At 69.6% G+C, this 24,783-nt stretch carries 19 protein-coding genes; 13 read left to right on the forward strand and 6 right to left on the reverse strand.

Features of this window, described 5'->3' with window-relative positions; translation table 11 throughout:
* Window positions 1–72: 72 nt before the first annotated feature.
* From OG390_RS47930 to OG390_RS47940, 3 genes are all read left to right on the forward strand, one after another.
* Complete coding sequence (locus tag OG390_RS47930) at window positions 73–789, forward strand: YqjF family protein (protein WP_406178302.1); 717 nt, start codon at window positions 73–75, stop codon at window positions 787–789.
* Window positions 790–990: 201 nt separating this feature from the next.
* A complete protein-coding gene (locus OG390_RS47935; protein WP_406176909.1) occupies window positions 991–1,164 on the forward strand; it encodes a hypothetical protein in 174 nt (57 codons plus the stop codon).
* Between the two features lie 101 nt (window positions 1,165–1,265).
* On the forward strand, window positions 1,266–1,589 hold the full coding sequence (locus tag OG390_RS47940; protein ID WP_406176910.1) for an antibiotic biosynthesis monooxygenase: 324 nt from the start codon (window positions 1,266–1,268) through the stop codon (window positions 1,587–1,589).
* A 99-nt stretch (window positions 1,590–1,688) separates the two neighbouring features.
* Here the strand turns inward: OG390_RS47940 and OG390_RS47945 are convergent, their stop codons facing one another.
* Window positions 1,689–2,744, reverse strand: coding sequence for a glycoside hydrolase family 5 protein (locus OG390_RS47945; RefSeq protein ID WP_406176912.1), 1,056 nt, complete (start codon window positions 2,742–2,744; stop codon window positions 1,689–1,691).
* A 728-nt stretch (window positions 2,745–3,472) separates the two neighbouring features.
* Between OG390_RS47945 and OG390_RS47950 the strand changes: the two genes are divergently transcribed.
* Both OG390_RS47950 and OG390_RS47955 read left to right on the forward strand, forming a co-directional pair.
* A complete protein-coding gene (locus tag OG390_RS47950; protein WP_406176913.1) occupies window positions 3,473–4,522 on the forward strand; it encodes a permease in 1,050 nt (349 codons plus the stop codon).
* Window positions 4,519–5,358 (forward strand): TIGR03943 family putative permease subunit, encoded by an 840-nt coding sequence (locus OG390_RS47955; RefSeq protein WP_406176915.1) that lies wholly within the window; start codon window positions 4,519–4,521, stop codon window positions 5,356–5,358. Before OG390_RS47950 ends, OG390_RS47955 begins: the two co-directional genes overlap by 4 nt.
* 171 nt (window positions 5,359–5,529) lie before the next feature.
* Here the strand turns inward: OG390_RS47955 and OG390_RS47960 are convergent, their stop codons facing one another.
* On the reverse strand, window positions 5,530–8,289 hold the full coding sequence (locus tag OG390_RS47960) for a SpoIIE family protein phosphatase (protein WP_406176916.1): 2,760 nt from the start codon (window positions 8,287–8,289) through the stop codon (window positions 5,530–5,532).
* 270 nt (window positions 8,290–8,559) lie between these two features.
* On the opposite strand from OG390_RS47960, the gene OG390_RS47965 reads away from it, so the two are divergent.
* Window positions 8,560–9,678 carry a PP2C family protein-serine/threonine phosphatase gene (locus tag OG390_RS47965; RefSeq protein ID WP_406176918.1) on the forward strand — a complete coding sequence of 373 codons (1,119 nt, stop codon included), beginning with the start codon at window positions 8,560–8,562 and terminating at the stop codon, window positions 9,676–9,678.
* A 422-nt stretch (window positions 9,679–10,100) separates the two neighbouring features.
* Window positions 10,101–10,595 carry a hypothetical protein gene (locus OG390_RS47970; protein WP_406176920.1) on the forward strand — a complete coding sequence of 165 codons (495 nt, stop codon included), beginning with the start codon at window positions 10,101–10,103 and terminating at the stop codon, window positions 10,593–10,595.
* 259 nt (window positions 10,596–10,854) lie between these two features.
* On the opposite strand, the gene OG390_RS47975 is transcribed toward OG390_RS47970, so the two are convergent.
* Window positions 10,855–11,745 carry an NAD(P)H-binding protein gene (locus tag OG390_RS47975; protein ID WP_406176921.1) on the reverse strand — a complete coding sequence of 297 codons (891 nt, stop codon included), beginning with the start codon at window positions 11,743–11,745 and terminating at the stop codon, window positions 10,855–10,857.
* Window positions 11,746–11,869: 124 nt separating this feature from the next.
* On the opposite strand from OG390_RS47975, the gene OG390_RS47980 reads away from it, so the two are divergent.
* Window positions 11,870–12,712: a LysR family transcriptional regulator gene (locus tag OG390_RS47980; RefSeq protein WP_406176923.1), complete on the forward strand. Its 843-nt coding sequence runs from the start codon at window positions 11,870–11,872 to the stop codon at window positions 12,710–12,712.
* Between the two features lie 255 nt (window positions 12,713–12,967).
* Window positions 12,968–13,123, forward strand: a complete 156-nt coding sequence (locus OG390_RS47985; RefSeq protein ID WP_406176925.1) for a DUF6131 family protein — start codon at window positions 12,968–12,970, stop codon at window positions 13,121–13,123.
* 927 nt (window positions 13,124–14,050) lie between these two features.
* Here the strand turns inward: OG390_RS47985 and OG390_RS47990 are convergent.
* From OG390_RS47990 to OG390_RS48000, 3 genes are all read right to left on the reverse strand, one after another.
* Entirely contained in the window at window positions 14,051–14,314 is a 264-nt protein-coding gene (locus tag OG390_RS47990; protein WP_399082032.1) for a DUF6158 family protein, read from the reverse strand.
* 281 nt (window positions 14,315–14,595) lie between these two features.
* A complete protein-coding gene (locus tag OG390_RS47995) occupies window positions 14,596–15,093 on the reverse strand; it encodes a phage holin family protein (RefSeq protein WP_406176928.1) in 498 nt (165 codons plus the stop codon).
* 396 nt (window positions 15,094–15,489) lie between these two features.
* Window positions 15,490–15,723, reverse strand: a complete 234-nt coding sequence (locus OG390_RS48000; protein WP_406176929.1) for a hypothetical protein — start codon at window positions 15,721–15,723, stop codon at window positions 15,490–15,492.
* Window positions 15,724–16,871: 1,148 nt separating this feature from the next.
* On the opposite strand from OG390_RS48000, the gene OG390_RS48005 reads away from it, so the two are divergent.
* The 4 genes from OG390_RS48005 to OG390_RS48020 all read left to right on the forward strand — a co-directional run bounded on the left by OG390_RS48005 (window position 16,872) and on the right by OG390_RS48020 (window position 24,781).
* On the forward strand, window positions 16,872–19,916 hold the full coding sequence (locus OG390_RS48005; RefSeq protein ID WP_406178303.1) for an FAD-binding and (Fe-S)-binding domain-containing protein: 3,045 nt from the start codon (window positions 16,872–16,874) through the stop codon (window positions 19,914–19,916).
* Window positions 19,917–20,015: 99 nt separating this feature from the next.
* Window positions 20,016–21,857, forward strand: a complete 1,842-nt coding sequence (locus OG390_RS48010) for a thiamine pyrophosphate-requiring protein (RefSeq protein ID WP_406176931.1) — start codon at window positions 20,016–20,018, stop codon at window positions 21,855–21,857.
* Window positions 21,857–22,984: an enolase C-terminal domain-like protein gene (locus OG390_RS48015; RefSeq protein WP_406176932.1), complete on the forward strand. Its 1,128-nt coding sequence runs from the start codon at window positions 21,857–21,859 to the stop codon at window positions 22,982–22,984. Before OG390_RS48010 ends, OG390_RS48015 begins: the two co-directional genes overlap by 1 nt.
* 12 nt (window positions 22,985–22,996) lie before the next feature.
* Complete coding sequence (locus tag OG390_RS48020) at window positions 22,997–24,781, forward strand: glycoside hydrolase family 15 protein (RefSeq protein WP_406176934.1); 1,785 nt, start codon at window positions 22,997–22,999, stop codon at window positions 24,779–24,781.
* The last annotated feature ends 2 nt before the right edge of the window (window positions 24,782–24,783 follow it).

The raw sequence follows: 24,783 nt of genomic DNA on the forward strand, positions 1-24,783 counted from the left end.
GCGGCTGTCTGGGATGCTGGAGGGGTGTCGACCACCGCGCGGATACCCGAGCCCGTCACCCCGGACGCGCCCATGGCCTTGAAGCGGCCGCTGCTCACGCAGCAGTGGCTCGATCTCGCCTTCGTGCACTGGGCTGTCGACCCGACCGATGTTGCCGGGCTGTTGCCTGAGGGAACCGTCCCGGACGTGCTCGATGGGATCACCTACATCGGCCTGGTGGCTTTCCGGATGCACCGGGTCGGCTGGCTCGGGTCGCCCGGGGTGCCGTATCTGGGCACGTTCCCGGAGACCAACGTGCGCCTGTACTCGGTGGACGCGCATGGCCGGCGCGGCGTGGTCTTCCGGTCGATGGACGCCGCCAGGCTCGTGCCCGTACTGATGGGCCGGGCCGGCTTCCGGCTTCCGTACAAGTGGTCCCGCATGGCCGTCCATGCCGGCGACGACGTCATCACCTACACCAGCTCCCGGCGCCGGCCCGGCCCGCGCGGCGCGTACAGCCGGATCGTCCTGCGGCCGGGCGAACCGGTGGCGGAGCCCACCGAGTTGGAGCACTTCCTGACCGCCCGCTGGGGCATGCACAACACGTTCTTCGGCGACACCGGATACCTGCCGAACGAGCATCCGCGCTGGCCGTTGCACCGCGCGGAGCTGCTCGCCTGCGAGGAGAACCTGCTCGCGGCCGCCGGCGCGCCCACACCGCCGGGCGAACCGGTCAGCGTCCTGTACTCGCCCGGTGTCCCGGTCCGCCTGGGGCGGCCGGCCCGGCCGGGTGGCATCCCGACCCCCTGAGCGCCGGTTGCGAGAGCGGCGCACCGCGCCGCAATACGCCGTGTCGCCGAAAGCTCGCGACGGCGGCTGTTCCTACCGGTAGCAGGGACTGCCGCCGCGTTCTCGGTGCCCGGGCCGGCGACGGGGTAACACCTCGACGGAACTGAAACTCCGAACTCGGTACTGGACCTGAAGGTACAGAAGGGTGTTACGGTTGCTCGCATGGCGTGGCCGGAGTCCGAGCCCGACGTGGCTTTCGGCGCGGTGCGTTGTTACGGCGAGCGTCGAGTCGGGGCTTCGAACGAACTGCTGGCCGGCGTGAGATTACCGGCCGAGGCGGTCGACGAGCCGGAGCGTCTGTGCAGGATCGTCGACGCGACACTCACCACCCTGTGAATCCCCGTTGCGCGCAAGCGTGTTGTTGACGTGGACGGATTTTGTACTCCTGATTCAAGAATCCCCATCCGATGCACTCGGTACAGGCAGGAGCAGACATCATGGTCAAGGTAGGGCTCTTCGTTCGGATCGAGGCCAAGCCCGGACACGAAGCGGCAGTTGAGGCTCAGCTCGCGGCGGCTCTCGCCGAGGTCGAGCAGGAAGCGGACACCACCGTCTGGCTCGCGCTCCGCCTCGGCCCGTCGACGTTCGCCGTCGTGGACGCGTTCCCGCATGAAGCCGGTCGACAGGCTCATCTGGAAGCCGGCGTGGCGAGGCTCGCCGAGGGAGCTGCACAGCACCTGGCCGTGCAGCCGAAGTTCGAGTACACCGAGATAGTCGCTGCCAAGATCCCCTCGCACAACAACGAGGCAGGCGCTGCCTGATACGCCACAAGTTGACCGGAGGCGACGGCACCGGCTCCGCCCCGATGGTCGGGGCGGAGCGTCGATGGCGGCAGGTCGGCGGTTACGCCGAAGACCTGGTCAGGGTCGGACCGGCTTGCCGCGTCCCCAGCCCCAGGCGAGCCGGTCGGCGCCGGACTGGTTGGCGGTGGCAAGCCACGGCCGGTTGGGATCGCCTGTCAGGGTCTGCAGCGAGTAGGTGTCGTCGGTACGCAGCCCGGGCCAGTAGACGGACCCCATCTTGAGCCTGCGGAAGGTGTCGGTGACGGCCTGAACGTAGTTGATGTAGTTGTTGGAGGGAGCCGGCTTGTTGTAGTCGAGGCCGGTGGTCATCGGGGCGCCGAACTCGTCGGCGACGGTCCGGTTCGCGCAGTCACCGATGCGCTCCTTCAGATCGGCCACCCACTGGTCGTACGTGGCGTAGTCCTTCCAGAAACCGTAGTGGTGCAGCGACAGGTAGGTCCCCTTCAGGCGCGGGTCGGCGCAGACGGAGGTGACGTGGTCGTTGTAGCCGGCGCCGCTGACGAACACCCGGTCGCGGGGCACCGAGGGGTAGGTGGCCAGCCACCGCGCGGCGATGTCGGCCCACTCGGCGTCGGTGTAGCCGTGGGGCTCGTTCATCGGCTCGAAGTAGACCCGCGGGTCGTCCTTGTACGCGTCGACCACGGTGTTCCACATGGGCCAGTAGGTGGCAGGGTCGTCGATGAAGCCGTCCTTGCGTGAGCCCGTGCCCTCCCAGTACGAGAGGATGACCTTGAAGCCGCGGGCCGACGCTGCGTCGATCACCCCGCGATAGGACTTCCAATAGGCGCCGTTGACGGTATACGGGTTGATGGGCAGTCGTACGGTGTTGGCGTCCAGGTTCGCGCGGAATGCCGAGATCACCCGGCTCGCCTTGGCGTAGGTCTGGGCGTAGCTGTCGGAGGTCGACAGGCCGGACAGTACGACGGGGTCGTCGGCGAAGTTGTCGCGGGGATCGGCCCAGTTGACTCCCTTGAACTGGGTCGTGTCTCCGCTCGGCGCGGCGTAAGCGGGGCTGCCGGCGATGGTGGTGCCGCTGGTGCCCGCGATCAGGATCGCCACGAAGGCGGCACGCAGTCGTGGGGTGAAGCGGGTTCTGGCGGGGGTTTTGCGCATCGACTTGCCCTTTCAAGAGATGGCGACTCGGCGCAGGGCGGAGCCTGTGCGCGTCTGAGCGGCCGTCGGAAGGTGTGCCGGGCCGGACGGGTGGTGCCGACTCGCCGCTGGTGGGCCCGGCGGTGACCGGTGGTGTACCGGTTTGCCTGGCGCGGGGGAGTACAGGGTGCGGTCCGGGCACCCGCGCCTCCGGTGCTACGTGACGAAGGCCTCCGGCCTGGCAGCTTGTTCTGAGGTCAAGTCCTCTCTGCTTCGCCCATCTCGACGTGCATGTTTGCGTAAACAAGCATCGGCAGGGCTTGGCTCGGGCTCGGCTCGAGAGAATGTTTACGTAAACATGGCGGCGCCGGAATCGTGGCATCCGGCACAGCGATCGTCAAGGTTTCCCGCGCGTAACGTCGTTGCGTCGTGCCGCGGGTTCTCGGACCCGAGTTCGAGGGGCGGGAAGGGTGAGGTGATGGACTCGAACGGGCGCGAGCGGCGGGTTCTGCGCTCAACACCCGGTGCGCGCCCCGCTGTTGCCCGTTTTTCGTACCCGCTGGGAGCGTTTGGTTCCGTTACCGGCGACCCCGGGCCGTCCGTGAACTGGAGGCCCTTCTCGCGGTCTCGGCCGGGCATCTCGGCCTCAGTCGCTATCACGACATACCCGTCATGGTTACCAACTTGACCCAAGTCCTGCTAGTACGGTCCGCGATGTATCCGGCGGAATGTCTGCGGGCGGAGTGGTGATGCATCAGACGGATGAGGCGGTCGGGGCGACGCACACGGCCGCGCTGCCCGGGGGCCCCAGCGGCGCATCGCGGGCCCGCGTCCCCCGCCGCCGTCTCCTTGTCGTCGGGCTGGGGGTGGCGGTCGGCTGGGGCTGCACGTACGCGGCGGCCGAGCTCGCCCGCTCCGGGTGGTTGGGCGCCCCGGCCTTCGGGGCCTGGCGGACGGTGTGTCTCGCCATCACGGTCCAGGCGCTGCCGTTTCTGCTGCTCGGCACCGCCCTGTCCGGCGCGATCAACGCCTTCGTGCCGGCCTCTGTGTTCAGCAGGGCCCTGCCCGGTCGCCCCGCACTCGCCGTTCCGGTCGCCAGCGCCGCCGGTGTCGTCCTCCCGGGCTGCGAGTGTGCGTCGGTGCCGGTGGCGAACAGCCTGATCCGACGGGGCGTCACCCCGGCGGCGGCCTTCGCGTTCCTGCTCTCCGCCCCCGCCATCAATCCGGTCGTCCTGACCGCCACCGCCGTCGCCTTCCCCGGCAGCCCCGCCATGGTGGCCGCCCGACTGCTCGCCTCGCTCGTCACCGCCGCCGTGATGGGCTGGCTGTGGCTCTGGCTGGGGCGCGAGGAGTGGCTGCGGCCCGCGGCCCGCCACACCGGTCACCACCCTGGGCACAGCCGCTGGAACGAGTTCCGCCGCGGCTTTCAGCGCGACTTCCTGCACGCGGGCGGTTATCTCGTCCTCGGCGCGGCCGCGGCGGCGACCTTCAACGTCACCGTGCCGCGCTCCGTCCTCGACACGTTCTCCGGTTCACCCTGGCTCTCCGTGCTGTTCCTGGCCGGACTGGCGATCGTCCTCGCGGTCTGCTCCGAGGCCGACGCCTTCGTCGCGGCGTCGCTCACCGGGTTCTCGCCGACCGCGCGGCTGGCGTTCCTGGTGGTCGGACCCATGGTCGACCTGAAACTGATCGCCCTTCAGACGGGCACCTTCGGCCGGGCGTTCGCTCTCCGCTTCTCCACCGCGACCGTCGTCGTGGCGGTCGTGTGCAGCGTGCTGATCGGAGGAGCCCTGCTGTGAGACACCGCGTACAAGCACTGCTCCTGGTGCTCTGCGGCCTCGGCCTCCTGCACGTCTCCCTCTTCTCGGACCTGTACCTGCGTTACGTGAAGGCAGGCCTGCGCCCGGCGCTCATCGCCTCCGGCGCACTGCTCCTCGTACTGGGCCTGCTGGCGGCGGCCCTCGACGGACGGGCGGACGTGCACGAGCCCGCGTACGACGGCAGTGAGGGCGACCACGATCACGACCATGACCATGACCATGACCATGACCACGATGGTGATCACGACCGCGTCGTCGGTCATGGTCATGGAGGAGACGGTCATGGCGGTCATCACGACCACTCGACCACGCCCCGGATCGCCTGGCTGCTGTTCCTTCCCGCCCTCAGCCTGCTCCTCTACGCGCCTCCCGCACTCGGCGCGTACACCGCTTCACGGGCCAACGAGAAGGCAGTCAAGCAGCAGAGCCGGTTCGACCAGCTGCCGGCGACCTCGCCGCTGCCCATCACCCTCACGGACTTCACCCAGCGGGTGCAGCAGGACCGGGGGCGCAGTATCGAGGGCCGCAGCCTGTGGATGACGGGTTTCGTCACGCCCGCGCGGCAGGGTGGCGGCTGGTATCTGACCCGGATCATCTTCAACTGCTGCGCCGCGGACTCGCAGTCCATCAGGATCCGGGTGTACGGCGCCCCCGCACTGCCCCACGACACCTGGGTCTCCGTCACGGGAACCTGGCACCCGCAGGGCACGCTCGGCACGAAGTCGGCAGTCCCGGCCCTCGACGTCAGCGCCACCCAGCGGATCTCGCCACCGGTGAACGCGTATACGGACACCCTTCCGCTCACACCGTCCTGACCCTGGGGGACGATGCCTTGCCCCATGCCCCGAGAGGCGGCGGGGCGTCGGGTGGCCTCGACCGAGAGGCGCGAGCCGCAGGCTGAGCGGCGAGGAGATACCCGTGGCTGCTCATGCTCGTGCTCTCGGTGTATCCGGGAGTACAGCGGTGCTGTCCTGGGCGAGCCGTGGTCACGCCGGGGCTCCCGGGTCGGCTGCCTCCTCGTCCGGGAAGAGCGCCTCCGCCTCGGCCAGCGACAGGCCGGGCCCCTCGTTGGCGTCCGGCAGCGCCTGCTCGGCCCAGATCACCTTGCCCTGGGGTGTGTACCGGGTGCCCCAGCGGTCGGTCATCTGCGACACCAGGAACAGGCCCCGGCCTCCCTCGTCCATCGTGGCGGCGTAGCGCAGGTGCGGGGAGGTGCTGCTGCCGTCGGCCACCTCGCAGATCAGCGTACGGTCGTGGATCAGCCGCACGTGGAGCGGCTCGGAGCCGTAGCGGATGGCGTTGGTGATGAGCTCACTCAGGACGAGCTCCATGCTGAAGCCGAGTTCGGACAGGCCCCACTCCTCGAGCTTTTGGGAGACGGCGTCGCGCATCCCCGCGACGGCGGCAGGGTCGAGCGGCACATCCCAGTCGGCGACCCGGTCGGGCGGCAGGCCGCACGTGCGGGCGATGAGCAGGGCGACGTCGTCCTTGGGACGCCCGGGCAGCAGCTCGTCCAGCACGGCCTGGCAGCTGTCCTCGGGCGGCCGGTCGGGGTGGCCCGCCAGGGCTGTGCGCAGCATTTCCATTCCCACGTCCAGGTCGCGCCTGCGGTCCTCGATGAGGCCGTCGGTGTAGAGGACGAGCTGGGTGCCCTCCGCGAGGTCCAACTCGGCGTTCTGGAAGGGCATGCCGCCGAGGCCCAGGGGGGGTCCGGTCGGTACGTCGGCGAAGGTGACGGTTCCGTCGGGGTGGACGAGCGCGGGCGTCAGGTGCCCGGCACGCGCCATGACGCAGCGGCGTGTCACGGGGTCGTAGATCGCGTACAGGCAGGTGGCGCCCAGGACGCCCGTGTGACTCTCCGTGCCCACCTCGTCCAGGTCGATGCGGCCGACCAGGTCGTCCAAATGGCTCAGCAGCTCGTCGGGCGGCAGATCGAGGGTGGAGAAGTTGTGCACCGCGGTCCGCAGCCGCCCCATCGTGGCGGCCGCGTGGAGGCCGTGGCCGACCACATCGCCGACGACCAGCGCCACCCGGCTCCCCGGCAGGGGAATCACATCGAACCAGTCGCCGCTCACGCCCGACTGGGCGGGCAGGTAGCGGTAGCCGACGTCGACGGCGCTCTGCTCGGGCAGGGCCCGCGGCAGCAGGCTGCGCTGGAGGGTGACCGCCAGGGCGTGCTCGCGGGTGTAGCGGCGGGCGTTGTCGATGCTGACGGCGGCACGGGCCACCAGTTCCTCCGCCAGCGACAGCTCCTCCTCGTCGAAGGGTTCGTGCTCCTTGGAGCGCCAGAAGTTGGCCATGCCCAGTACGACGCCGCGGGCCTGGATCGGGGCGGCGATGAGGGAATGGATGCCGTAGTCGATGATCCGCTTGGTGCGCTCCGGGTCCTGCGCGTGCCATCCCGTGGCGGTCGACAGGTCGGTCACCAGCTCGGAGCGGCCGCTGCCGTAGCCGCGCGCCTGGGGCGTGGAGGGCAGAAAGTCGATCAGCCGGCCCTTTTCGTAGAGCGGATGGTCGTCCCGGATGCCGTACACGGCGGTGCGTCGGATGTCCGTCGCCGTGGGGGCCGGCTCCTCGCCGTGCAGCACGGCGTCGGCCAGGTCCACGGTGACGAAGTCGGCGAAGCGGGGGACGGGGACGCGCGCCAGCTCGTCGGCGGTACGCAGCACGTCCAGGGTGGTGCCGATGCCGAGTCCGGCGTCGTACAGCAGTTTGAGCCGCTCCCGTGCGATCTCGGCCCGGCCGGTCAGCGCCTGCAGCTCGGTGGAGTCGCGCAGTGTCACCACCGTTCCCCTGGGGCCTCCGTCACGCTCCAGGGGGCGCTGGTTGACCGCCAGCAGCCGTTCTCCGGCGAAGTGCACCTCGTCAGTGGCCTCGCGCCCGGAGGCGAGCAGTGCCACCGTCTCGGGGTCGAGGCTCGACAGCTGCGACACCTGGTGTCCCTCGACGTCGGGGGGCAGCTCCAGCAGCCGTCTGGCTTCGTCGTTCGCCAGCAACAGCCGTCCGTCGTCGGCGACGATGAGCACCCCTTCGCGCACGGAGTGCAGTACCGCGTCGTGGTGGTCGTACATGCGGGTCATCTCGTCCGGCGCCAGGCTGTGGGTCTGCCGCCGCAGCCGTCTGCCCACCAGTGCCGTCCCGCCTGTGGCCACCAGGAGCGCTCCGGCCCCGGCGCCCAGGATGATCGGCAGTTGCCGCCACACCTGAAGGGTCACGTTTTTGACCTTCAGCCCGGCGGAGACGAGGCCCACCACCTTGCCGTTCGGGTTCTCGATGGGGACGGTGGCCTGGACCTCGTGGCCGAGCGGACCGTGGACGCTTTCCGTGTAGACCTTCCCCGCCAGCGACGGCCCGATGTTGCCCACGAACAGCTTGCCGATTCGGCTCGGCAGGGGGTGGGTGTAGCGGATGCCCTTGGTGTCCATGACCACGATGAAGTCCACGCCGGCGGCCTTGCGCCCTGCCTCGGTGAGCGGCTGGAGAATCTTGCTCGGGTCGGGGGCCTGTAGTGCCGCCAGGACACCGGGAGAGTGTGCGAAGGTCTGCGCCACGGCTATGGAGCGGCGCACGGCCTCGGCTGTGGTGTCCCGTTTCGACTGCAGGGCGAGGGCGAAGACGCCACACGCCACGAGCAGCACTACCAGGGCCACCTGGAAGACCAGCACCTGCCCGGCTACGCTGCGCGGGCTCTTGCTGACCAGTGGCCGGAGTGAGATGCGTCGAAAACCGGCGAATCGTTTCGCCATGTGACCTTTCTAGCACTGGTGATCCCGGGTGGCCATGGTCCCTCCGAGGAGTGATCCCCACCTGGCTCGGCTTCGGGCGCCTGCTCGGGCCGGTGTTGCGTGACTTCTTCACCCGGGCAATTCTCGTCGCGCTGCCGTGTCTCTCGTTCGAGCGGGCCGCTCTCTCGACCGAGTGGACCGCGCATCCGCGGTGCGATCGGCTGATCGCCGCGCATGAAGTGCGTGATCCACCAGGGCCCAATGCGCCCTTTGACCGATATGATGCACTTTGTGATCATGTCTGGACGGCTGCGGCACCGTCGTCCCCCTTACGGCGGCCAATGGGGAGTTGCCCGGCTGGCACCGGTGATCCTGACCGTCTTCATCACCGGCCTGGCGTTCTCCACGCCGAGGGAGATCGCCGTCAGTCGCCTCCTGCCCGCCGCACCCGCCCTTGCCGCCGCGATGTGGCCCGTGCTCCCCACGATCCTGCTGGGGACGTTCTGCCTGCTCGTCATGATCAGCCTCAGCTTTTTCTACACCGACCTGGGGACGCAGTACACGGGGGCTGCGATCATCGCCGTCACCTTGGCGGCGGCATACGCGAGCCATGTCCGACTCCAGCGGGAGGAGATACTGCTCCAGGTCCGGCTCGTCGCCGACGCGGCCCAGAAGGTGCTGTTGCGTCCCCTGCCGCGCCGTATCGAGAACGTCGAGATGGAATCGCTGTATCTGGCGGCCCAGGAGCAGGCCCGGATCGGGGGCGACTTCTATGAAGCGGCCGGCACACGGTACGGGGTCCGGCTGCTCATCGGCGACGTTCGGGGCAAGGGTCTGTCCGCCGTGGGCGCGGCCTCCGCAGTGATCAACTGCTTCAGGGAGGCCGCGTACGACGAGCCCGACCTGAGGGGCATCATCCATCGTCTCGAGACCAGCATCGCCCGCCACAGTGCTGCGTTTCCGACCCAGGACCGGCCGGAGCACTTCGCCACCGCTCTCATCGCCGAGATCCCGCGCGGTGGCGGCCACGTCAGGCTTCTCAACTGTGGGCACCCCCCGCCGCTGCTTGCGCATCGCGGGAAGATCCGCGTCCTGGAGCCCACCACCCCCTCGCCGCCCCTCAACCTCGCGGCGCTCATCGGTGACCACTACTGGGTCGACACCTTCGCCTTCGGCCCGGGCGACCAATTGCTGCTCTATACGGACGGCGTATCGGAAGCCCGGGACCGCACCGGCGAGTTCTTTCCGCTGCCCGACTGGATGCAGCGGCAGTGCCCAGAGCCGCCCCGCGAGTTGCTCGACCGGCTTCACCGGGACCTGCTCGAGTACAGCGGCGGACGGCTCGACGACGACATCGCGGCCCTCGCGGTGAGGTGCCCGAGCACCCAGGGCCAGGAGTTCCCGGCGTAGATGGCCGGATGCGATGAGACTCGCCGATCGGCCGGGCGCTGTACTCGGGGTCACAGCCCGTACGACCGGAGCAGAGCCGGCACGACTCGGCGAGGACGGAGCAGAGGGCACGGCGGGCATGTTCGCCGGGTCGAAGTCACCTATGGGATGATCACGGCGTCCGGACAGAATTCCGGACCCCGCGTTACGAGTCGTTCCTTGCGCGCGCCTGCGGCGCAATCGCTAGATGACAGACCGGAGGGCGGGGTACGTATGGTTCCGAGCGCCGTCGCGCACACCACTCCTCTGCCGAAGGACTGTCGATCTTGGATCTCGCGCACCCCGAAATTCCTGCCGCACGCCGCCCGGGACGGATGTGGACCATTCGGGTCTCCGGCCACAGCGACCGTACCGCCTCCGTGACGTGCTCCTCCCCGTGCAGCATGCCGCCCCGCTCCCGCGACCTGGGAGCACTGCGCCGCTTCGCCGAAGCCCACGCCGCCGCGCACGCTCGGGCGGCCAGCGTGCACCCGGACGCCGCCTGTGCCTGCCGGCAGGCACAGTGCGCGGCCCACGAGGGGAGTCAGGTGCACTGCGCGGGCAGTGTGGTCCTGGTGCTGCGCCACGACCCGGCCGTGGGTCAGGTCTGGACCCTGCTGGAAGTCTGCGCGGCCTGCGCCCCGTTGATGACCCACACCCGCATCGTCGGCCACGCCCTGCCCCGCACGCGCAACCCGGCCGCGGCGGCCGCGCAGACATCCGCGCCCACCGCCGCGGCGACGGCACCGGTGGTACCCGGCGGCTTCAGTGCTCCGACCGGACCGGGCTTCAACAGCGCCGACACGCCCGCTGCGCCGTCACGTCGTCGTTCGGGTGGGCGTGGCGGCCACCCTCAGCGCCGGCAAGGCCGACAGGACCGGGACGGGTTCCGGGGCTAGCACGGGCTAGCACGGGTCTTGTGAGTCACCCAGGACGGCGGGGCTCGGCACGCAGGCCCGAGCTCGCGGCTGCGGTGTAGCAGACAGCCACCCCTGCGTTGTCGTCGATTGCGGACCCCCGAGTTCGGGACTTCGCCCGAACGACGGGACCCGTCGAGTCGACGTCCTCCTCCGCCGTGCAACCGCACGCGTCAAGCCCCGCTCACGGGCACTCGTCGGGTATCGCGCCTTGGCCCCGCCCTGATCCGAGTACACCTAGCTAGGCGAGTACGGTCGGCTTGAGTACTTCCTCGCACCACTGGCGGAAGCCGGTGGGCGCGGACTGAGGAGTGTTCGGCGCGAGGGCACCATAGAAACCCTGGTCCTTAAGGGCCTCCGTCATGTCGGCCAGCCCCTGCGCCCAGGCCTCGCTCGCGCCGAAGCGCAGCGCCGTCGCCTTGTAGTCCGCGCTGCCGGTCCGTTGGAGGCGCACCGGACGGTCCAGCACCTCGGAGACGACCCGCGCCATGCCCTCGGCAGAAAGGTCGTCCGGGCCTACCAGCGGGATGTCGTCCTGTCCGGTCCAGGAGTTGTCGAGCAGCAGCCGGGCCGCCGTGGCGGCGATGTCGCGGGTGGCGCAGGTGCGCAGAACGCAGTTCTCCGCCACCGCCAGGAAGAACACACCGGATTCGCGGATCGAATCGGCCTGGCCCAGCAGATTCTCCATCAGGAACGGCGGACACAGCGCCCGGTAGTGGACGCCCGTGGCCATGATCGCCTCGTCCATGGCGAGCGAAGCCGATATCTGCCCGGCGTTCTTCGCCACTCCGCGGCCCAGCGTCGAGACACCGACGACCCGCTCGACGCCCTGGCGCCCGATCACCTCGGGCAGTGGCTCGGTGAAGTCGCGGAAGTGGCCCTCGACGCTGTCGGCCGACGGGGTCGGGGGTACCAGCCAGAACAGGCGGTCGGCGCCCGCGCATGCCTCCTTCAGAACGGCGGGATCGGCATGCGATCCCCGTACGACCTCGACGTGTTCGCGCACGCGCGCGCAGAGGCGAGCGGGGTCGCGGGCGATCACCCGGATCCCGGCCCTGCCGTCCGGGGCGTCGAGGAGACGGTCGAGGACCTGTCGGCCGATCTGGCCGGTCGGGGTGGTGACGACGATCATGAACAACTCCAAGCGGGATGCTTCACTGGATGTCGTCGAGCCTGCTGCGCGGCGCGCCCGAACTGAAGGATCGATCCGCTCTCGCTTGTTACCCTCAGGGCAATACCGAACGGAGGGGGAGAGCGTGGAATCCCGCCCGCTGCGCTACTTCGTCGCCGTCGCCGAGGAGCTCAACTTCGCCCGCGCCGCCGAGCGGCTGGGCATCTCCCCACCGCCGCTGTCCCGCGCGATCCGCCAGTTGGAGTCGGAGATGGGGGTCACCCTCTTCGAGCGGACCACCCACAGCGTGGCGCTGACCCCGGCCGGAGCGGTGCTCCTGGCGGAGGCGAGGATCGCGCTGGACGCGCTCCAGGCAGCCGAGCGTCGCGCTCAGCGCGCGGCCGCCCCGGAGCGGAAGCTGATCCTGGCGATCAAGGCCGACGGGGACGGGGGACTGCTGGAGCCGATCCTGGCACGCTTCGCGTCCGAGCAGGCGGCCGTACCCGTCGCCGTGCGGCTGTGCGCCTGGCACGAACAGCCGCGACTCCTGCGCCAGGGAGAAGCCGATGCGGCCCTGGTCCACGAGCCCTTCGACCACACCGGCCTGGACACCGAGACGCTGACCGTCGAACCGCGCGTCGCGGCCCTCGCCGCCACCCACCCGCTCGCCGTCCGGGACAGCCTGGTCCTGGCGGATCTCGGCCTGCGTCCCGGTGACCTGCACCGCTACCTCGAAGAGATCCGCGGTGCGGGCCGCGACCTCGCCCAACTGCTCATGCTCGTCGCACTGGGCGACGTCATCCCCCTGCTGCCCGCCTCCGTCGCCGCCCGCTACCCGAGGCCCGGCGTCGTCTACCGGCCGGTCGCGGACGCCCCGCCCGCGGTCCTCGCCATCGCCTGGCCGCAGCAGTCCCGTTCGATGGCCACGGCTGCGCTTGTCCGCGCCGCCACGTCCGTGGCGGACGCCGGGCGGGACCGGCCCGCATGACCAACTCGTTGTCCCTGCGGGGCACGTCATCGGGAACGCCCTCGTGCACGATCACGCCGTTCCTTCGCCGCCGGACCAGCGGCGGGGCGCCGTGAGATCTCCAGGCGTCACCGCCGGCGACTCGTACCGGGCAACGGTGCTTCTCGATGGTTTCGGCCTGCAGTTTTCGGTACGGACCCAACTGGCTTGCGGCGGTGTTGGCGATTCCGGGAGGGGTACCCGGTGCCAGGGAGAGTTAGTGCCCTGGAGGCCAGCATGATCATCCTGGGAGTCGTTCTGCTCGTCGTTGGATTCCTTACGGGAATCGGCATCCTATGGACGATAGGAATCGTCCTTGCGGTCATTGGCCTCGTCCTCTGGATTCTTGGCGGGGTCGGCCACGCTGTGGGTGGGCGTCGTCACTACTGGTGAGGACCACTCACAGAACAGGCGCGGCCGACGCACCGCCGCGCACCTGCGGCAATGCAGCATGGCCGGCGAACCGGCTTCTCGTGGTCCACACGGTTACGGTTCGCCGGCCGCTTGTGGCTGATTTCTGGTGGAGCCGTCGGGCGTCCCACCGAGGAGGTCGGACGCCCGCACGCTTTACGGGGCCATCTCACCTACCTGCTCGAGGTCCTGTCGTGCCTCGGGGCCGCCACTCCCAAACGCCCCTGCGGGAACTCGGCCCCACCGTCGCGTCGTCTGGGGGGCTTCGGCTCGGGCATGACGTGCCTGCGCAGGCTGCGGGACTGCAACGACGGTGGCGTCTGGCAGTCGCCGTACGAAGTCCTGCACGCCGAGCCGAACGCCGCGGCGAAGCCGGAATGGTCCCGCTGCGTGGTCGACTCCTCCCACATCAGGGCCCTGAAAAGGGGAGCCGGTCGGCGGTGGGGAACCACGGTCGGCACCTCGACCCACGCGGGAGTTGCTTTGTCGACGCCGATCGTGGGGGGGGGCGCACCAGCGCACGACGAGGTCGATGCTCATCTGGGAGCAGCATTTGATGGTCGCCGCATGGCCGTAGGAAAGGTGGACCTTGCCGTCGAGAGCACCAGGGGCGGCGAACGCGTCACGCACGGAGCGGGCGGCTGTGCCCCACGGGGCGGCCGTGCAGCGACCCAGCCTGTCGCCGTCGGTGTCACCGATTGCGTCGATCATGGCGCCGTCCCGGAGCAGCGGGGGGCCCATACAGCGGCTCGGACACGAGATGATTGATGAGGTCACGCACCAGTTGGTGCAGAGTGTCGGCGCGTCCAACCGACCGTCCTGGACGGTGTGGCCCCAGAACAGGTCGGTGCCTCCGCGTACCGGGTGGGCACCGGGTTGTTGTGTGCCGGGGTTGTCCTGCACATGGCGTCATGTGCTGCTGGAGGCTCGCTCCCGGGCTCCTTCACGCGTCCGGGCCGCCGCGACCGGGCGGCGTGGGTGGCGGCGCAGGTACTCGCCCTCCAGCTGTGCCATGCGCTCATTGTGGGCCCGCAGTGCGTCGTTCGACCCATGCAGCAGGGTGTCGTGGCGCGTGCGATGTATCGTCTCCAGCTCGATCATGAGCTGCTGGTCGTCCAAGCGGCCCGGCGCGACTCCGTTCATGGTGATACCCCGCTCGTCGTCTTCCTCCATGCGGTACCCGCTCGGTGATCGTTGCCCCGAAGCGGCATCCGGGAGGGAGCCATGGATGTCACTTTTCTCCACTGTACGAACATCCGGAGCTCTGAGCCTCCGCAGACGTCGACGCCTCGCCATGCGAAGGCCACGACCCACGAGCGGAGGCTGACAAGCAGTCGCCAGTCGTCGTGGCCCGCGAGCTCCGGCGCAGGTGGCGCGGGGGGCAGGGCCGTGGCCCGGCCCAAGGCGCAGCCGGCTCCGTCACCACGACGGGCCTGCGGCGCCCGGGCCACGGTTCACCGGGCTCGATGGTGCGGTGCCTCGGGGTCCGCGTCGCTCGGAGGTGTCGCGCCCGTTCCCGGGACACCGGGCGCGACCGGCGGAACCGGCGGGTAGGGCATGCCGAGGCCGCTCGGCGGCGCTGCCGGGGCGGTCCCGCCGATGACACGGTCGTGGCCGATCGGTGTCGCCTCGCTCGTGGGTGTCGGCGCGGTCCCGGTCGCGGACGGCCGGGCCATGCCCCGCAGCACGTACGCGGCTACGCCGAGCACCGCGGCGGTGATCAGCGCAGCGGCCCAGCCGGGCAAGCCCAGCGCGAGTGCCAAACCGAGGGCGAGCGCCAGTGCGGCGCCCGCATACAGGGCGAGGGCACCGGATGCGGCATACAGCGTGGCCGTACGGCGCTGCTTGCGGGTCTGCTCCCGCAGCTCGTCTCGTACGGTCTCACGAGCAACCTGTGCCAGCTCGTCGACCAGGTCCTTGTCCAGATGTTCCAGATGATCCAAGCGGTCCATGGTGGGCGGGTACCCGACCGGTCACGGCCGTAACGCCGTACGTAGTGCCCTGTGCCGCTGCCGAGGGACCCCGCCCGGCTTCGCACCACCCCCTGCACAGAGGGAGAGTAGCGAGGATGCCGAACCCACCGACGTCGTGGAGCTGTTGAAGCCGCAGCACTCGAGGATCCGCGAACTGCTCGACGAGGTGGCAGCCATCGAGGCGGGTCGGAGGCGGGATCCCCTTCAAGCGATCTCGTTCCTGGCCGACATTGACCGGATCTGTCCGGGCCGTCGTTTGCCGCGGCGCACGTCGTCGCGAAGCTCCCTGCGGGGCAGTTTTCCGGATGTCGTTCCTGGCCCCGAGTTCAGATTGCGGTTGATCCCCGGGCACCCATTTGTGGCCCGCGCCTGCTGTCAATCCGGCTGTTCCTGAGGTGTGGACTCCTCGTCGGGGGAGTCGTCATGGGCAGTACCCTGGCGCGGCCCGGAGCCGGCCTCGTCCGGGTCGGGATAGACCTCGGGAGGTTCGTCATCACCCGCCGGAACCTCGACCAACTCGTCCTCAAGGGCAGCCTCATCCGACGGCTCAGGCAAGTCCCTCGGCACTTTGGCGGCGGTGCCCGGTTGCTTCGCGCTCTTCTCGTTCATGCCAACTGCTCCCTTCTCCAGCTACTCGCCTCCCCAGGAGTCCGACGTCCCTGCCCCGCAACGTCCCGCTCCTGCCGGCCCGCCTATCGGCCGTGCGAGCCGGCCGCGGGGAAACCGATGACTGCCCGCAGCTCGCACCGCCTGAGGCTCATCATGAGCCCCCGCCGGATCACTTTGAACGATCTCCGGCTGTAGTGCTGTGGTGTCCCTGCTGGGGAAGGTGGATGTAGCTCTCGCCCTTCGACGTCGCGGGCGTGAACGAGGCTCAGGTCAGGGCTGAGCATGTCGAGGGCCTGATGACCCCGGACGGGGTGCGGCCACTGTTCAGAACGGGAATCGACGACCGCGGCCTTGGCCGCCTCACTTCTCCTGAACACTCGGCTCCTGCCCCGGGTGCCCCTGTCGCTTCGCCATAAGCCGCAGCGCTCAGACGTTCGGCCTGCGTCTCCTGCTGAGGCAGGGGGGTCTTGGCCTGCAGGTATGTGCTGATCGCCTCATACAGCACGTCGCCATCGAACAGCGCGGGCAGCACCCCGTAGCCGGAGTGGGGCTCGGCCCGCCTCAGCAGCGCCGGCCCCGCCGCCGCGCACAGCCCGGCGGTGGCGGGCAGGCGGGCCCCAGCCTGGCTTGTGATCCGGCTCGGAACGGAGCGATCACCGCGAGGGCGCGAACAGTGGCACGAGCTCCAGGCCGGCGACCAGTGCGGAGCGGTGCCCGCAGGACTGCGTGATCCCCGTCGGAACCGGGTTGGAAGGGCAGGGCACGCCGTACGCGAGCCTGGGGCGCCGCGCGTTCGAGTCGCTGGTCGCGCCCGGACGCGTCGGCCTTCGGGCGCGCGCCAGCAGCGGTCAGTGCGCCGGGTTTTGGTGGCATCCGGCCCAATCCGCCCGGATGAGACGTTAGCGGCTCCGACTCTCGGGAACTCGTCCCTTGGCAACCAGGCGTACCGGCCGCGCCGCGAGGCTGACTTCGCTCATGTCCCGCGATCCGCAGACGGGCGCGTTCGTCGAGGCGCACTTCGTCGGCTGTGCTGCGGGCCAGTGGATCCGACCGTCGCTCAGCCACCGAGGGTGCGGAGGGAGTCGGTCGTGGCCACGGCGCGTCAATCGGGAACGGGGCATGGCGCAGGATCTGTCGCATCGAACGGGCTGACCGGATGGGATGCGCGTGCCTTGGAGAAAGCGCTCCGTGAGCGTGTCGAGGGTGAAGTGCGATTCGATGCGGGAAGCAGGGGCGCCTACGCGACGGACGGCTCGAACTACCGGCAGGTACCGATCGGGGTGGTCGTCCCCAGGACTGTCGAGGCCGGCGCGGATGCTGTGGCGGCGTGCGCCGAGTTCGGGGCGCCGGTGCTGTCCCGGGGTGGCGGGACCAGCCTAGGCGGCCAATGCACCAATACAGCTGTGGTCATCGACTGGACCAAGTATTGCCATCGGTTGGTGTCGGTCGACGTGGCGCAGCGGACGTGTGTGGTGGAGCCGGGCATCGTGCTGGACGAGCTCAACCGGCAACTGTCCGACCATCGGCTCCAGTTCGGACCCAAGCCGTCCACGCACAGCCATTGCTCGCTGGGCGGGATGATCGGGAACAACTCGTGCGGGGGTTCGGCTCAGGCGTACGGCAAGACGGTGGACAACGTGCGGCGTCTGGAGATCTTGACGTACGACGGGACACGGTGTTGGGTCGGGCCCACGTCGGACGACGAGTACGAGGAGATCGTTGCCGGCGGCGGACGTCGGGCCGAGATCTACCAGGGGCTGCGGCAGATCATCGACCGCACCATGGCTGCTGTCCGTCGCGGTTTTCCGCGCATCCCACGGCGGGTCTCCGGGTACAACCTGGATTCGCTGCTCCCCGAGAACCGGTTCGACCTCGCTCGTGCGCTCGTGGGCAGTGAGGGCACGCTCGTCACTGTTCTTCACGCCGAGCTGGATCTGGTGCCGGTTCCGCCGTACGAGGCCCTCCTCGTTCTTGGTTACGGCGACATCTGTGCGGCTGCCGATGATGTGCCGCGGCTGCTGGAGCACAGCACTCCGACCCAACTGGAGGCCTTGGACGGCCGGATGGCGCACCTGATGCGCGAGGAAGGCGCCTACCTCGACTCGCTGCGCGAGCTCCCGGAGGGCGAGAGCTGGCTGCTGGTGCAGTTCACGGGGGAGAGCCAGGAGGCAGTCGACGAGCAGGGCCATCAGCTGCTCCGGGCTCTCGGACGCGGCGAAGACGACGCGACGGTGGCGTTCTCCGACGATCCCGCACGCGAGCACAAGATGCTCAAGGCGCGGGAGGCCGGGCTCGGAGTGACCGCTCGGCCGCCGGACGGCCGCGAGACCTGGGAGGGCTGGGAGGACTCAGCCGTGCCACCGGAGCGGCTCGGCGACTACCTGCGTGACCTGAAGAAGCTCTTCGCCGACTTCGGCTACGACCACCCCTCGTTGTACGGGCACTTCGGCCAGGGCTGCGTACACACCCGTATCCCCTTCGAACTCAAGAGCGCCGAAGGCATCGCGGCCTTCAGGGAGTTCCTCTTCCGGGCCGCGGACCTGGTGGCGTCCTACGGAGGGTCCCTGTCCGGCGAGCACGGTGACGGACAAGCTCGGGGTGAACTCCTGTCGCGCATGTTCGGAGAGGATCTGGTGGCCGCGTTCGGTCAGGTCAAAGCCCTCTTCGACCCGGGCGACCGGATGAACCCCGGCAAGGTCGTCTCCCCGTATCGAGTGGACGAGAATCTCCGCCTGGGTCCCCACTGGCGCCCGCGGAGCCACCACACCCACTTCGGCTATCCCGACGACGACCGCTCGTTCACCCGGGCGGTGATGCGGTGCGTCGGCGTCGGCAACTGCCGTACGCACGAGGGCGGGGTGATGTGCCCCTCCTACCGCGCGACCGGTGAGGAGGAGCACTCCACCCGCGGCCGGGCCAGGCTGCTGTTCGAGATGTTGGACGGGCATGCGGACTCGGCCATCACCGACGGCTGGCGCTCCACCGAAGTCCGCGACGCCCTCGACCTCTGTCTGGCCTGCAAGGGCTGCAAGTCCGACTGCCCGGTCGGTGTCGACATGGCCACCTACAAGGCGGAGTTCCTTTCCCACCACTACGCGGGCAGGCTACGGCCCGCCGCGCACTACTCCATGGGCTGGCTGCCCCTGTGGGCGCGCCTGTCCCGGTTGGCTCCGCGGCTGGTCAATGCGGCACTCGATGCGCCAGGCTTCGCGCGCCTCGGAAAGCGCCTGGCGGGCGTGGCGGCGGAGCGGGACGCGCCGGTCTTCGCCCAGGAGTCCTTCCTCCAGTGGTGGGCCGCGCGGGGGACCCCCGAACCCGACCCGGCCGATCCTCGCACCGTCCTGCTGTGGCCTGACACCTTCAGCACGTACTTCCACCCGCATGTCGCGAAGTCCGCGATCCGTGTGCTGGAGGACGCCGGATTCAACGTGGCCGTGCCCACCCGGGCCGTCTGCTGCGGTCTGACCTGGATCTCCACCGGTCAACTGGCCACGGCCGAACGGGTCTTGCGCCGAACCCTGGATGTACTCCGCCCCTGGCTCGCGGCCGGCACGCCCATTGTCGGCCTCGAACCGTCCTGCACCGCCGTATTCCGCGCCGACGCCCCCGAGCTGTTGCCCGACGACGAAGACGTCCAACGGCTGGCCCGGCAGTTCCGCACGTTCTCCGAGCAGCTTCTGAACCATGTGCCGGACGGCTGGCGGCCTCGACCGCTCACCAGGCCGGCCACGGTTCAGACGCACTGTCACCAGCACGCGGTGATGAAGGACGGCGCCGACCGCGAACTGATGAAGCGTGCCGGGATCGACGCCCATGTCCTGGACGCCGGATGCTGTGGGCTCGCCGGTAACTTCGGCTTCGAACGCGGCCATCACGATCTCTCGATGACCGTGGCGGAGCAGGGCGTTCTGCCCGCGGTACGGGAGGCCGCCCCCAGTGCCCTGGTGATCGCGGACGGGTTCAGCTGCCGCACCCAGATCGACCAGGGAGGCACCGGCCGACGGGCCGTGCACCTGGCCGAAGTTCTCGCGATGGGCATGGATGAGCACCTGCCGGCCGACTACCCGGAACAGTTCGCAGACCGCCCCGAGGCCTCCACCCTCGACAGCCGACTGCTGACCGCGAGCACCGCCGCCGTCCTCGCAGCGGCGGCAGCCGGAGCCTGTTGGAGGACACGGCGGTGGCGCAGATGAGCCGGACGGGCGAATCACCTCGGAGGACGGCGTGCGCGGCTCGCTGACCGTTCCGAGGAACCACTACGACTACCGGTGCCGGAATCGACGACCGGTGCAATGAAGGGAACTCCTGTGTCGATCAAGGTGTCCGACTACATCCTCCAGCGACTGCGCGAGTGGGATGTCGACCATGTCTTCGCCTACGCCGGCGACGGCATCAACGGTCTCCTCGCCGCCTGGGGACGAGCCGACAACAAGCCGAAGTTCGTCCAGTCACGGCATGAGGAGATGTCCGCTTTCGAGGCCGTCGGATACGCCAAGTTCTCCGGCAAGGTCGGCGTCTGCGCCGCGACCTCCGGTCCGGGAGCGATCCACCTCCTCAACGGCCTCTACGACGCGAAGCTCGACCATGTCCCGATCGTGGCGATCGTCGGGCAGACCAACCGCAGCGCCATGGGTGGCTCCTACCAGCAGGAAGTCGATCTGCTGAGCCTGTACAAGGACGTCGCCTCCGAGTTCTGCGAGATGGTGACAGTCCCGGAACAGCTTCCGAACGTCATCGACCGGGCCATGCGCACCGCCTACGCCAAGCGGACCGTGACCGCGGTCGTCATCCCCGCCGACGTGCAGGAGCTCGACTACTCCGCGCCGACACACGCCTTCAAGATGGTCCCCTCCAGTCTCGGCATGGCTCATTACGCCCCGGTCCCGGCCGCCGCGGACATCGCTCGTGCCGCCCAGGTGCTCGACGAGGGGGAGAAGGTTGCCATCCTGATCGGTCAGGGAGCGCGCGGCGCACGCGCCGAGGTCGAGGAACTCGCCGACGTGCTCGGCGCGGGGGTGGCCAAGGCCCTGCTGGGCAAGGATGCCCTCCCGGACGACCTGCCGTACGTCACGGGCTCGATCGGGCTGCTCGGCACCCGGCCCTCGTACGAGTTGATGCAGGAGTGCGACACCCTGCTGGTCATCGGCTCCAGCTTCCCCTACACACAGTTCCTGCCGGAGTTCGGGCAGGCCCGTGCCGTACAGATCGACATCGACCCGTTCATGGTGGGGCTGCGCTATCCCTTCGAGGTCAACCTCGTCGGCGACGCGAAGGAAACACTCAAGCTTCTGCTGCCTCAGCTGAAGCGGAAGAAGCACGGCAAGTGGCGCAAGAAGATCGAGAAGGACACGGCTCGCTGGTGGGAGGTCATGGAACGTCGCGCAGCCGTGGACGCGGACCCGATCAACCCGGAGTACGTCGTGCACGCCCTCGACGCACTTCTGCCGGACAACGTGATTCTGGCCGCCGACTCCGGCTCCGCGGCGAACTGGTACGCACGGCACCTGCGTATGCGCGGAAACATGCGTGGCTCCCTGTCCGGCACGCTGGCCACGATGGGGCCGGGTGTGCCGTACGTCATCGGTGCCAAGTTCGCCCACCCCGACCGTCCGGTTCTGGCGATCGTGGGGGACGGAGCGATGCAGATGAACGGTATGGCCGAACTCATCACCGCCGCCAAGTACTGGCCCGAGTGGCAGGACCGGCGGCTGATCGTCGCCGTCCTCAACAACCAGGACCTCAACCAGGTCACCTGGGAGATGCGTGCTATGTCCGGCGCCCCGCAGTTCCTGCCTTCCCAGGCACTCCCGGACGTGCCGTACGCCGACTTCGCGCGCTCCATCGGCCTCGGCGGGGTACGGGTGGAGAAGCCGGGGGAGGTGGAGGACGCTTGGCAGCAGGCGCTCGGCGCCGACCGGCCGTTCGTCATCGACTTCCGCACCGATCCCGCCGTACCGCCGGTCCCTCCGCACGCCAGTCTCGACCAGATCGAGGCCGCGGCCTCCGCCATTGTGAAGGGGGACAGCGATCGTGTCGGCATGATCCGGCAAGGACTGAAGGCGAAGGTGCAGGAACTGCTCCCTGGTGGTAAGCACCGCGACGACAGACCGAGTACGCCGGATCAGGAAGGCTGATGGCCTCTCGCACCGCCGACGGGACCGAGCCCCTCGTGGACGGGCTCGGGACCGCGGTGTACACCGTTCCCACCGACGCGCCGGAAGGCGACGGCACACTCGCCTGGGACTCGACCACCATGGTCATCGTCCAAGCGCGCTCCGGCGATGCCACGGGACTGGGCTACACCTACGGCGCGGCCGCAACCGCTGAAGTCGTCGAACGGCAGCTGGCCGACGTCGTCGGCGGACGGTGCGTGTGGGATGTCCCCGCCGCCAACGAGGCAATGAACCGGGCGGTGCGCAACGCCGGTCGCCCTGGCCTGATCGCCGGAGCGATCTCGGCCGTGGACATCGCCCTGTGGGATCTCAAAGCCCGCCTCCTCGGCGTACCGCTTGTGCGGCTGCTCGGTGCGAGCCGCACCAGCGTGCCCGTGTACGGCAGTGGCGGCTTCACCACCTACGACGAGCAACAGCAGGACCGTCAGCTGCGTCGATGGGTGGAGGAGCAGGACATCCCACGCGTGAAAATCAAGATCGGGGAGTCCTGGGGCCGGGCCGAGCAGCGCGACCTGGAGCGGATCGCATGGGCGCGCCGCAGCGTCGGCGACGCGTCGGAACTGTATGTGGACGCCAACGGCGCCTACACCTGCAAACAGGCGATCCGGCTCGCCCGGCACCTCCACGACCAGGGCGTCACCTGGTTCGAGGAGCCGGTCTCCTCCGACGACCTGGACGGCCTGGCGCGGATCCGGGCCGCTGTCCTGCCCGAGGTGACGGCAGGCGAGTACGGCTACACCCTTCCCTACTTCGGGCACATGCTCGGCGCCGGTGCGGTGGACTGCCTTCAGGCCGATGCCACCCGCTGCGGCGGCATCACCGTGTGGACGCGGGTCGCCGCCCTGGCGGAGGCCGCGGGACTGGAGATCTCCGGCCACTGCGCCCCGCACGTCCACGCACACGCCGCGGCCGCGGTCCCCAACCTGCGCCATCTGGAGTGGTTTCACGATCACGTGCGCATCGAAGGCCTCTTCTTCGACGGGGCCCTGGACCCGAGCGGTGGCAGCGTCCGTCCCGGCGGTGACGGCACACCGGGCCACGGTCTGACGCTGCGCACCGAGCAGGCGGAGCGGTATCGCACCGGGTAGGGACGAAGAGCCATGAGCACGGTCGAATCAAGCGAGCACGGCGCCTACCCGCCTCAGGCCCTGCACGACTACGCCTTCCTCGCCGACGGTGAGCGCGGCGCACTCATCGGCCCGCGCGGGGAGATCTGTTGGCTGTGCGCACCCCGCTGGGCCGACGACGCCGTCTTCTCCACGCTCATCGGCGGGGCGGGCCTCTACGCGGTGACACCGAGGGGGCGCTTCGTGCCGGGCGGTTACTACGAGGAGGGCTCCTTGATCTGGCGCAGCCGCTGGGTCACCGAAACCGGAATCGTCGAGTGCCGCGAAGCGCTGGCCTTTCCAGGCGCCGCAAGTCGACTCGTGCTGCTGCGGCGCGTGCTGGCCCTCGACGCACCCGCTCGGGTCCGCGTGGTACTGCACCCACTCGCCGGATACGGAACCGAGCCAGTGCGCGATGCGCAGCGCGATGAGACCGGCGTATGGACCGCACGGCTGGGCGATCTGCACCTGCGCTGGACCGGCGGCGGCAACGCCTCCCTGTCCGAAGCCGACTCTCTGGGCGCGCGGTTCACCCTCGACTTGTCCTTGGCCTCCGGTGAGCGGCACGACCTGATGCTCGAGCTCAGCGAAACACCCCCGCACGACGACGCGCCCCTCGCTCCGTCCAAGGCCTGGTCGCAGACCGAAGGGGCCTGGTCCGCAGCCGTACCCGCCCTGGACTGCACGGTCGCCGCCGGCGACTCGCGGCAGGCGTACGCCGTGCTGCGCGGTATGACGAGCGCAGCTGGAGGCATGGTCGCCGCGGCCACCACGAGCCTTCCGGAGCGAGCCGAAGAAGGACGCAACTACGACTACCGCTATGCATGGATCCGTGACCAGTGCTATGCGGGTCAGGCCGTGGCAGCGGCAGGTCCTCATCCCCTGCTGGACGAGGCCGTCCGCTTCGTCGGCGCCCGCCTGCACGAGGACGGGCCGAAGCTGAGACCGGCGTACACGGTCAGTGGTGGTCCTGTCCCCGATCAGCGGAAGCTCGACCTGCCCGGCTACCCCGGCGGCCATGACCGGATCGGGAACCATGTCAATCGCCAGTTCCAGCTCGACGCATTCGGTGAAGCACTGCTGCTGTTCGCGGCCGCCGCACGTCACGACCGACTCGACAAGGACGGCCGGCAGGCCGCGGACATCGCGGCGGGCGCCATCGCCCGCCGCTGGCGGGAAGCGGACGCGGGCATCTGGGAACTGGACGCCCGGGCCTGGACGCACAGTCGTCTGATCTGCGCCGCAGGACTCCGGGGGATGGCGGAGGCGGCACCCGGCGGCCCCCGCTGCCGGGAGTGGTCCGACCTGGCTGCCACGATCCTCGCCGACACCGCGGCGAACGCGGTGCACCCCGACGGCCACTGGCAACGCGCCCCGGACGACACCGGATCGGATGCGGCCCTGCTGCTGCCCCCGGTGCGTGGATTGCTGGCCGCCGACGATCCGCGCACCCGCGCCACCCTGCGTGTCTACACCGACCAGCTCACCCGTAGCCACTACGCCTACCGCTTCCGGCACGACGAACGGCCGCTGGAGGAAGCGGAGGGAGCCTTCCTGCTCTGCGGCTTTGTGATGGCACTGGCCGAGTACCACCAGGGACGAGAGGTGGAGGCCTACCGCTGGTTCGAACGCAACCGCCACGCGTGCGGGGCGGCGGGCCTGTACTCCGAGGAGTACGACATCGCCCAACGGCAGCTGCGCGGCAACCTGCCCCAGGCCTTCGTCCACGCGCTCATGCTCGAGACCGCGGTAGGCCTCGGCCGCGGCGCCCCTACCTGACG

It is taken from the genome of Streptomyces sp. NBC_00996 (genome assembly GCF_045162675.1).
Taxonomy (GTDB): Bacteria; Actinomycetota; Actinomycetes; order Streptomycetales; family Streptomycetaceae; genus Streptomyces.

Excerpts from the sequence above, each read along its gene's own strand:
- OG390_RS47930 (WP_406178302.1), top strand. The coding sequence starts at position 73 with ATGGCCTTGAAGCGGCCGCTGCTCACGCAGCAGTGGCTCGATCTCGCC.
- OG390_RS47935 (WP_406176909.1), top strand. The coding sequence starts at position 991 with ATGGCGTGGCCGGAGTCCGAGCCCGACGTGGCTTTCGGCGCGGTGCGT.
- OG390_RS47940 (WP_406176910.1), top strand. The coding sequence starts at position 1,266 with ATGGTCAAGGTAGGGCTCTTCGTTCGGATCGAGGCCAAGCCCGGACAC.
- OG390_RS47945 (WP_406176912.1), bottom strand. The coding sequence starts at position 2,744 with ATGCGCAAAACCCCCGCCAGAACCCGCTTCACCCCACGACTGCGTGCC.
- OG390_RS47950 (WP_406176913.1), top strand. The coding sequence starts at position 3,473 with ATGCATCAGACGGATGAGGCGGTCGGGGCGACGCACACGGCCGCGCTG.
- OG390_RS47960 (WP_406176916.1), bottom strand. The coding sequence starts at position 8,289 with ATGGCGAAACGATTCGCCGGTTTTCGACGCATCTCACTCCGGCCACTG.
- OG390_RS47970 (WP_406176920.1), top strand. The coding sequence starts at position 10,101 with ATGCCGCCCCGCTCCCGCGACCTGGGAGCACTGCGCCGCTTCGCCGAA.
- OG390_RS47975 (WP_406176921.1), bottom strand. The coding sequence starts at position 11,745 with ATGATCGTCGTCACCACCCCGACCGGCCAGATCGGCCGACAGGTCCTC.
- OG390_RS47985 (WP_406176925.1), top strand. The coding sequence starts at position 12,968 with ATGATCATCCTGGGAGTCGTTCTGCTCGTCGTTGGATTCCTTACGGGA.
- OG390_RS47990 (WP_399082032.1), bottom strand. The coding sequence starts at position 14,314 with ATGGAGGAAGACGACGAGCGGGGTATCACCATGAACGGAGTCGCGCCG.
- OG390_RS47995 (WP_406176928.1), bottom strand. The coding sequence starts at position 15,093 with ATGGACCGCTTGGATCATCTGGAACATCTGGACAAGGACCTGGTCGAC.
- OG390_RS48000 (WP_406176929.1), bottom strand. The coding sequence starts at position 15,723 with ATGAACGAGAAGAGCGCGAAGCAACCGGGCACCGCCGCCAAAGTGCCG.
- OG390_RS48010 (WP_406176931.1), top strand. The coding sequence starts at position 20,016 with ATGAAGGGAACTCCTGTGTCGATCAAGGTGTCCGACTACATCCTCCAG.
- OG390_RS48015 (WP_406176932.1), top strand. The coding sequence starts at position 21,857 with ATGGCCTCTCGCACCGCCGACGGGACCGAGCCCCTCGTGGACGGGCTC.
- OG390_RS48020 (WP_406176934.1), top strand. The coding sequence starts at position 22,997 with ATGAGCACGGTCGAATCAAGCGAGCACGGCGCCTACCCGCCTCAGGCC.